5 protein-coding genes are annotated in these 9406 nt (G+C 55.1%); 3 read left to right on the top strand and 2 right to left on the bottom strand.

Annotated features, from left to right (window positions below; genetic code table 11):
* Nucleotides 1–2945, top strand: a 2945-nt coding sequence (locus tag FBQ85_20980; protein MDL1877614.1) for a T9SS type A sorting domain-containing protein, incomplete at its 5' end; no start/stop codon positions are given.
* On the top strand, nt 2942–5656 hold the full coding sequence (locus FBQ85_20975; GenBank protein MDL1877613.1) for a hypothetical protein: 2715 nt from the start codon (nt 2942–2944) through the stop codon (nt 5654–5656). The genes FBQ85_20980 and FBQ85_20975, both read left to right, overlap by 4 nt.
* Before the next feature lie 32 nt (nt 5657–5688).
* Here the strand turns inward: FBQ85_20975 and FBQ85_20970 are convergent, their stop codons facing one another.
* Both FBQ85_20970 and FBQ85_20965 read right to left on the bottom strand, forming a co-directional pair.
* Complete coding sequence (locus FBQ85_20970) at nt 5689–6111, bottom strand: hypothetical protein (protein ID MDL1877612.1); 423 nt, start codon at nt 6109–6111, stop codon at nt 5689–5691.
* A 240-nt stretch (nt 6112–6351) separates the two neighbouring features.
* Nucleotides 6352–7905 carry a sigma-54-dependent Fis family transcriptional regulator gene (locus FBQ85_20965; protein MDL1877611.1) on the bottom strand — a complete coding sequence of 518 codons (1554 nt, stop codon included), beginning with the start codon at nt 7903–7905 and terminating at the stop codon, nt 6352–6354.
* Between the two features lie 559 nt (nt 7906–8464).
* Between FBQ85_20965 and FBQ85_20960 the strand changes: the two genes are divergently transcribed.
* Nucleotides 8465–9130, top strand: coding sequence for an SET domain-containing protein (locus FBQ85_20960; protein MDL1877610.1), 666 nt, complete (start codon nt 8465–8467; stop codon nt 9128–9130).
* The last annotated feature ends 276 nt before the right edge of the window (nt 9131–9406 follow it).

Raw genomic sequence — 9406 nt, 5'->3', positions numbered from 1 at the left:
CGGCCTGGCTGCAACTCGCCGCAACCGGCGAGATCAGCGGAACACCCAGCCGCGCCCATCTCGCGGACACGGTGATCACCATCGTCGTCGCCGACTTGTCAGGCGCACAGGATCGCAAGACTTATGCGATTCCGATTAACACGATCAATCAGCCGCCGCGCATTACTTCAACGCCGCCCACCACGGCTACGGAAGATGCGCCGTGGCAATATCAAATTGTGGCTTTTGATCCGGATCCCAATGAAACGCTAAGTTATGCCGTGCTCGCTGCGCCGAATTGGCTGACGTTCGATACCACGCTCGGCTTGCTGCGCGGCACTCCGTTCAACGAACATGTTGGCGATCATGCCGTGCAGGTGCAGGTGCAGGATAGAGCTGGCGCAAAAGATCAGCAAAGCTTCAGCGTGCGCGTCGTCAATACCAACGATCTGCCGGTGTTCAGCAGCAGGCCGGACACCGTGGCGCTGGTCGATTCGTTGTATCGTTACCTTGCCTCGGCGCAAGATGTCGATGTCAACGATCGTGTGCAAATTTTCCCGGTGGCGTTGCCGGCCTGGCTGGCTTGGGAGACCGCAAGCAACATGCTGCGCGGCACACCCGCGCTGCGCGATACTGGAGAGACATTTGTAACGCTGCGCGCGCAAGATTTATTTGGCGGCGTTGCCACGCAAACCTTTCGCATTAAAGTCTTCAGTCTGAGCGCGCCGGACAATGCTGCGCCTTCCGCGCCGCAGAATCTCATCATCATTCCCGGCATCTGGAGCCGCACGGCGCAATTCATCGCGCGCTGGCAGAATCCTTTCGATCCCAGCCAAATCAGCGGCGCATACTACAAAATCGGCGCGGCGCCGGCAAACAACACCGACGGCACATTGATTTCTGCGGCAGATCTCACGGAATTCAAACTGCAGGCAACGGCGGAGGGCCGCATTCCCGTTTATGTTTGGCTCGTCGATGGCCGCGGCAACGTCGATTACCGCACCGCCGCGCGCGCCGACTATCTTTACGATATCACGCCGCCGCTGGCAGCGAGCGCCTTGCGCATCACCACAGAAAATGGCAGCAGTTGGACGCGCGGCGATTCCATCACCCTCTTGTGGCAGCCGGCAACCGATTTACTCAGCGGCGTTGCCAGTTACGAATTTAGGCTCAATAGCGAGGCCGTGGTCAAACTGCCGGGCACGGCGACGAGTTTCGTGCGGCGCTCGCCTCTGGAAGAGGGCAATCATCGTTGGCAACTCACGGCTCTGGACAGCGCCGGAAATCGCAGCGCAGTCATATTTTCACCCTTCGGCGTCGACCGAACGGCGCCGGTTTTAACACTAACGGCCATTGACACCGCGCAAGCCGGCCAACCGCTTGTGTTGCGTGCAAATGCCAACGATGGCCTCTCCGGTATTGCCATATTGCGCGTCTGGCATCGCACCGCCGGCAATGCTTCCTTCGTTTCGCAAAGCATGGCGCTGTCAGCCGGTGAGTTTACCGCGACAATTGCGGGTGGAGCAGTGCGCGCACCCGGTTTCGAGTATTTTATTGATGCCGCAGATTCTGCCGGCAATCTCGCGCTGTCAGTGCCGGTGGGTTCATTGCCGTGGCATGCCGTCGTGGTGCGGTCAACGCAAGTAGCCGCGCCCAACACAACGCTGCGCGGGTATTATCAATTGATTTCGGCGCCTTATCATCTCGAAGCGCCTGCTGCCGACGCGATCTTCACGGATGATTTTGGCGCATACGATCCCATGCGCTGGCGTATCTTCACTTACAATGAAACGCAAGGGAACGTCGAATTCGGCAAACAGGATTTTCGCAATTTGGAAGCCGGTAAGGGCTATTGGCTGATCACCTCGACGCCGCTAAATTACACCATCGGCGCCAGCCATTCGATCACCACCGGCAAAGATTTTGCATTGACTTTGCAACCCGGTTGGAATCTCATTGCTTCACCGTTTGATTTTCCGATTGATTGGAATGCCGCACAAAAACCGGTTGGTATTGAGCCGCAATTGTGGGCATTCGACGGCCGGCAATATCTTGCGCAGAACGGCGTCATGCAACCGTGGCAGGGTTATTATGTGTACAATCTTACCACTCAGCCGCAAACCGTTTTGCTGCCGCCGCAAGCGAGCAGCCGCCTGGCCAAGAATGTTGCGCCGTTGCCGGCCAGCGAAGCCGCAACCTGGCAATTGCAACTTCGCGTGCGTGACGGCGAATTTGCCGACGAGCAGAATTGGCTCGGCCTGGCAACACAAGCCGCGCCGGAATGGGATGAACTCGAGCTGAGCGAGCCGCCAGCAGCACTGGGAAATTTTGTGTCCTTGCACTTTCCTCGCAAGAATTGGAAAGAATTCCCCGGCAATTTTGCCACGGATTTCAGGCCGCCGTCGCAGGAGTTGCAGAGCTGGCCCTTTGAAGTCCGCAGCAGTGAGGAGGGCAAAACCATACAGCTCTCCTTTGCAGGAGAATTATTGGCGGATTGGCAGTTTGTGCTTTGTGATGCGCAAAGCAACCCTCTGCTGGTGCTTGATCCACAACGTGAAGATAACTCTTACACGTTTCGCAGCGGCAAGCGTCCCCGCGCATTTGTGCTACTCGCGGCGCCCCGCGCCGAAATGGAAGCAAGCGGAATTCTGGCGCAGGCCCGGCCCACGGCATTTGCGCTCGCGCCGAGCTACCCCAATCCGGTGCGTTTGCAAACCGGCCAAAATGCGCTGAGTGTGATTCGTTTCAGCTTGCCGGTTGCAACTCCGGTGACATTGCGCATTTTTGATGTACTAGGCCGTAACGTTCGTACGCTGGCTGTCGCTCAGACATTCAATCTGGGCCATCACGAAATCATCTGGGATGGGCGTGACAATCTGGGCGTTGAGGTGGCGGCGGGCATATACCTCTATCGGTTGGAAACACCTCAATTCACCGCAACGCAAAAACTGATCGTGATCAAGTGAACCGAGATCGCTCAAAACATTTTTCCCTCGTCGCGTATGCGCTGCTGGTTTTAACGGTTCTCGCCTTTGGCGAGGCGATAGCACAAAATAAAAACCAACAGCGCGCCGAAAGCCTTTACGAAAATGCGCTCAAGGCCAAGAAGGCCAAAGATCGTTTGAAATTGTTGCGCGAGGCCGTGGCGCTGCATCCGTATTCCGCAAAAATTGAATACGCGCTCGGCCGCGAGTTTTATCAGCAATCACGCCTGGATTCTGCGGTGGCGCATTTTGAGCAAGTTATCGTGTTGGACCCGGCGCTCGCGGATCAAGTCGGGCTGGTGGCGTTGTTGCCTCCGGCGTATTATGCCCTGGCGAGCCAGCATCTCAGCAAAGGCGATACGCAAGCCGGCTTGCAAGCCGCGCTGGCCGCGCTGCGGCACAATCCGGCATTTGCGCCGGCGCTCGCGACCGCCGCGCAGCTTTATTATCAACTCAACCGTTATGATAAAGCGATTGACTTCGGTGCGCGCTTGGTGCGCGCCCAACCAACGGCGAAAAACCACTACAATCTCGCGGCGGCGCAAGAAGCGAACAATGATTTCGCGGCAGCCTCACAAAGCTACCGCCAGGCGCTGGCGCTGGACGCCAATTTAACCGCGGCTCGCCAAAATTTGGAACGTCTCGAAACGCGCGTTGCGGAGCAAGCAAAATCGGGCGGGACAAAATCCAGGAAAGAAGAACTTGCCCAGTCTCCGGCGAAAAGCAAGAATAAACCGAATTCCGGCAGCATGACGCGCGCCGAGGAAAAGCTTGCCTCAAAAAAAGCCGCGCCGGCGGCGACCACAAAAAATCCCCCGCAGGCAAAGCCGGCTCCGGAGCGCAAATCCGCGCGCGCGCGCATCCCTGCTGTGAGGTATGAACCCGGGGCGCTGCGCGTGGCCAAAACGCCGCAACGCATCATCCCGTTTCTCGAATCCGTGCATGATCGTAATCGCGAGCGTGAACTTGCCAGAGAAAAAAATGAGTGGGCAGGCGCCGCGTTCTGGCTGGCCGGTCTCACACTTGCGGCTGCCGGGTTTTGGTATTATCGCAAGCGTAAGCCCCTTTCGCGCGACGTTGTCTTGCACGATGTCAAGCGCGTGCGTGAGGCCGCGATCATGCTGGCTCAGCGCTTGTTCGCAACGATGAAAGATTATCTCGCCGCCGCACAAAATTATCTGGCGCGGCAAAGAAATATACTATTCCCACAACCTGTGATTGCCCCCCTCGAAACCGGCGGCGCCCTGACAGCCCCTCCGGTTGATCCCGATAAGAACGAGGCATCGCCGGTTGCTCCACCGCACAAAACGGATGAACCCGAGATTATGGACGATCAGAATGTTGTGACCGCAGTTTCGCCGGCGTTTGGCTTGCAAACTGAAATTCTATTTGCTGAGATGATTGCTGCATCCCCAAGCGCGTTTGAGGTGGAGGAAAACGGCAGCGCCGCCGTTGCGCCAGAAGCAGCCGCAGCGCCGGCAGAAAATACTCCCAACCTGCTTTCTTCATCATTGACGCCCTCTCTGGAAGAGTTGCTCAATTCGGAGGGTAGTCAACACGCCAACTCAAATGGCGAAAACCATACCGGAGATGCGCCCTGGGATCAACAAGCGTGGCAACCGCCGATGCAAACAACGGAATCCTTCGCAAAAAATTTTGCGGATGATGAGCCGTTGGATATTGTCGAGCCGGTTTTCAACGCCGAACAGGAACGCGCCATTGCGTTGGCCAAATCTCTGCTTGTCGATCAACCGCTGGCGCAAACCCAGCATGACTTGAATGTTGCGTCTGTCAAGCCGGCTGCCAACGGCCACGCAACACATGATGAGCTTGAAGCCGAACGCACGCTGGAAACGCCTCAGCCGCTGCAAAAGATCAATCGTTATTTGGTTGAAAAAGAAATTTCGAAGGGCGCAACCGGACGGATTTACAAGGCATGGGATCCCAAACTCGATCGCGCGGTGGTGTTAAAAACCGTGCACTACGGCTTTGCGCCCTCGCCGCACGAAATTTCAGTGCTCAAAGATCGCATCTATCGCGAAGCGCGCGCCATTGCCAAGTTGAATCATCCCAATATTGTGGTGGTGTATGATATTGACGACGAGCCGGAATTTTCATATATCGTCATGGAACATCTCGAAGGCGAGGATCTCAGCCAGATTCTGCAAAAAGACCGGCGCTTGTGCTGCAACCGCGCGCTCGATATCGTCACGCAAGTGTGCAGCGCGCTCGAATATGCGCATCAAACCGGCGTTTTTCACCGTGACATCAAACCGTCCAACATCATGATGGTCGCGCATGACGAGATCAAAGTCATGGATTTCGGCATCGCCAAAATCAACAACTATCTCACACTCACGCAAACCGGCCGCGTGCTCGGCACGCCGAGTTACATGGCGCCGGAACAGATCGAGGGCCATTTTACCGACGGCCGCGCGGATTTGTTCTCGCTCGGCGTGGTGCTCTATGAATTACTGGTCGGCAAGCGCCCGTTTATCGCGGAAACGCTGGCCTCGCTCGCTTATAAAATCGTACACACGGCGCATGTGCCGGCCAGCCGCGAGAATCCCGACATTCCGCCGGCGCTGGATGAGATGTTGAATCGCGTGCTGTCAAAAAAACCGGCGGACCGGTTCCAAACCGCAACAGAATTCCGGCAGGGGTTGTTGCAGGTGAAAAAGCAGTTGGCGTGAAAAAATGGCGTGAGGCCGCTGTGTGGCCCGGATTAAAAAATATATTGGCGGATATCGAAATTCGGGTCGGATTCCATCAATTTGCGAATGGCGTCCACCGGCCGGTCGAGCACGCGAAAGCCGTTCAACTCATACCCGGCAAACATCAACTCGCTGCGAATAAACAGGAAGGCTTCATACCACGCCAGCAGCGACCGCGTCGAGAGTTGCTGCAATTCTGTGGAAATTTCCCGCGTATCGACATCAACAACGCCGCGATTCAGGGCGGCTTGATAGTCGATTTGATTCAGAATATCCTGAATCACGCTTTTCTTAAAGGCATAGTCCTCGCTTCCGGCTTTGCTGGCGAGACTGCGCCGCCGTGTCAGCGTGTTTTCCGCATCTTCCTCGCGTAGCCGGTTTGCTGCCTGGGCGGAATGCTGGCGCTCGTTTGCTGCAGAGTGTTGGGGCAACATGGCACCCTCCTTGGTGATTTTGCTCACTCTCTACTTCGCGTGTTAGAATTTAAAAAGCCTTACAAAATTTCTGCCAATGCCTGCCGTTGCTGGCGGGGCGTGGTTCGCTGCGCTAACAGCCTGTTTCTATGCAAAGCGTATCAGAAGCGCTCGCGTGAGATCTGGCCGGTGTGCTTTGAGTGCTTCATTGCTTCGACCAGAATAATTGACATCTGTCACATGTGCGAGGCAGTCGCCGGCTCATTGTGCGCGCCGCGGAGAAATGGTAATGTCATAATGTTTCAGCATGCGATAAATCGTCATGCGGTGTACGCCGGCCTTGCGCGCCACCCGGCTGATGTTGCCGTTGCAGCGATTCATCAATTCTATTAAATAGTTCCGCTCGAATTTTTCCATCCATTGTTGGCGCGCTTCCCGCAACGGCAATTCCGCTGCGCTGGCGACGCCGTTTTGCTCGTCGCTGTGACCGGCGCGCAGCGGCGTATGATAACTGTCCCGCAAATACTCCGGTAAATCCGAGGTTTCGATGCGCGGCCCGGTTGCCAGCGAGGCCACCCGTTCCATCACGTTTTGCAATTCCCGCACATTCCCGGGCCAGGAATAGCCCATCAAGCAGGTCAGTGCTTCCGGCGATAATTCCAGGGCTTGCGGCTGATGCCCGCTGGAAAATTTCTGCAAAAACCCGCGGCACAACAACGCAATGTCGTCCTTGCGCTCGCGCAACGGCGGCAGCGTGATCGGAATGACATTCAAGCGATAATACAAATCGTGGCGCAAGGCCCGCTCTTTCACGGCTTCAAACGGCTCGCGATTGGTTGCCGAGATCACACGCATATCGACTTCGATCAAATCTTTGCCGCCCAACCGCCGGAACTGCCGCTCTTGGAGCACGCGTAGCAGTTTCGCCTGCAAATCGAGATTAAGCTCGGTGATTTCATCCAAAAAAAACGTACCGCTATGCGCCAATTCCAACAAACCGCGCTTGGCCGCAACCGCGCCGGTGAAGGCGCCTTTTTCATAACCATACAATTCGCTTTCCAGCAGATTGCCGGGCAGGGCCACACAATCCACCGCAATGAACGGCCCTTTGGCGCGATGGCTGTGCGCGTGAATGCTGCGCGCGATCAGTTCTTTACCGGTGCCGCTTTCGCCGTAGATCAAAATATTCGCGTCGGTTTTGGCGACTTTCCGGATGCGATCGAAAATCTCGCGCATGCGCTGGTTGTTACCGATGATGCTTTCAAACCCGTAGGTTTCGACGATCTGCGTGCGCAACGCGCGGTTTTCCGCGCTCACGCGCGCCGCCTCATGTTCCTTGGTGAGCGCGCGCTGGCGTTCGCGCTCGCGCACCCCGTGGCTGACGAAAACATTCTCGATGACTTTGATCAATTCCGGCCCGCCGAACGGCTTTTCAATGTGCATACTCAATCCGAGTTCCATCAATTCGCGCTTGCGCTCTTCCGCGCCGGGATAAGCCGTGAGCATGATGACGGGCACATGACGCACATGTGTAAACGCCGCGTTGCTCGCCAATTCCTTGTAGATGGAATAACCGTCGCGGCCGGGCAGCATGAAATCGAGCAACACCAAATCCACTTTGCCGCGTCGAATCAGCTCCAACCCTTCCGCGCCGTCATAGGCCGAAATGAAATCATGTCCCGCTTTTGTCACATACCTGCGACACAACTCGTGAATATTATGATCATCGTCAATCAGAAGAATCGTGCGCTTGGCGCCATTGGTTTTGGCTACTGCAAAACTAGGCTCTGCTGCAGTCTGGCTGGATTGAATCATACGCTCGCCTGATTGTTGAAATGAAATTGTTCGTGTCGCGCGGCTGTTTGATCATGTCTATTGCGATGTCACATTGATGTTGCAGTGACGTTGAAAAAGTGAATGTCCATATTTCGAGAAGAATTTGACAAATTTAATGCCACAAAACGGTGACAGCATTCACGAAAAAGAAGCAAGAAGTAATTGCAGGTTATTACTTCATATAACCTATATCGACATCGCCTCAATCCTGGCTTGGAATTGCTTCAGGCTGAAACACTTGTCCGCGCTTAAACAGAGCAGGATTTATACGATCTCAAGCCGGAAAAATGAGCGGCAATTCAACGGTGCATTTTAAGCGAAAAGCGCGCTTGTCGCATCGCTGTTGCCCTCAATTCGCGCGCTAGGATTGCTCCGGCAGGCATTGGCGGCAACTGCATGGCGTGCCCGTTTGGCAATAAAACTCTCCCCGGCGCGGTTTTTTAATAGCATTTCTAATTAAGTTTGTTATTATCTTTCATGCCGCGTTTCACGGCCGTGCTGTTTGGGCGTTGAGAGAAGCCGCTTGTTCGGGCGAGTGATGATATTGCAAAATGACGGTGAAACGGCAGCGGCTCCGCGCCTTGAATTTATTGTTTCACGATATTCACAATCGACAAGGAGAGGTAACATGAGTGTGCAGCGTTTTGAGCTCGAAATCGGTGCAAGTGTTTATGGTGCGCGCTTGGTGGCAACAGAGCCCATCAACGCGGGTGAGATCGTTTATCGTATCGAGCAATATAAACTGACGAAGAAGCCCACCTATCAAACCATTCAGATCGGCCCCAATAAGCATCTCAAAGAGCTGGGAGTGCTGGCTTATCTCAATCATAGCTGCCGCCCCAACGTGGCCGTGAACACGCACGCGCTCACGGTGTTCGCCTGCCGTGACATTGCACCGGGCGACGAATTGAGTTTCTTTTATCCCTCCACCGAATGGAAAATGGACCGGCCGTTTGCCTGCTTGTGCGGCGCGCCGGAGTGTATTCGGTTGGTTGCCGGCGCGATCTATGTGCCTCTCGATGTGCTGAGCCGTTATTTCATCAACGATCATATTCGTCAAATGGCCCTGGCCTTGTTGGAAAATACCGCCGCCGGCGGGCTTGCCTTCCCGCAAGACATGCTGGTGAATAAATCGGCGGGCCTGATTTCGCCCGCAGAAAACTTGATGAACTATCCGAAAGCCTCACGCCGCGAAACGGTTTAATCGCAATCAGATTTGTTGCAAGTGCGGTGCGCGAGAAAATTTGCGCCCGCATTGCTCAGAATCAGCCGGCGTGAAAACACTAGACCGCGTGCAATTCCCAAAAGCTGGCGCAGTAAATATGTCACCCTTCGGGTTTTAAACTGTTCTTTTTGGCTATCTTTCTATAATCATGTCATCCCTTTGGGATTCTCGGGCCGGAAAATCCCGAAGGGATGACATGATTATAGTCCTTTGGCGTTTTTTCTTCATGAAACCACGAAGTGGTGACATAATTTC

The organism is Cytophagia bacterium CHB2 (assembly GCA_030263535.1).
Taxonomy (GTDB): domain Bacteria; phylum Zhuqueibacterota; class Zhuqueibacteria; order Zhuqueibacterales; family Zhuqueibacteraceae; genus Coneutiohabitans.
Note: the sequence above shows the minus strand (reverse complement) of the source record. Positions and strands in the feature narration are given on the sequence as shown.

Coding starts and splice junctions, on each gene's coding strand:
- FBQ85_20970 (MDL1877612.1), bottom strand. CDS start 6,111: ATGTTGCCCCAACACTCTGCAGCAAACGAGCGCCAGCATTCCGCCCAG.
- FBQ85_20965 (MDL1877611.1), bottom strand. CDS start 7,905: ATGATTCAATCCAGCCAGACTGCAGCAGAGCCTAGTTTTGCAGTAGCC.
- FBQ85_20960 (MDL1877610.1), top strand. CDS start 8,465: ATGATATTGCAAAATGACGGTGAAACGGCAGCGGCTCCGCGCCTTGAA.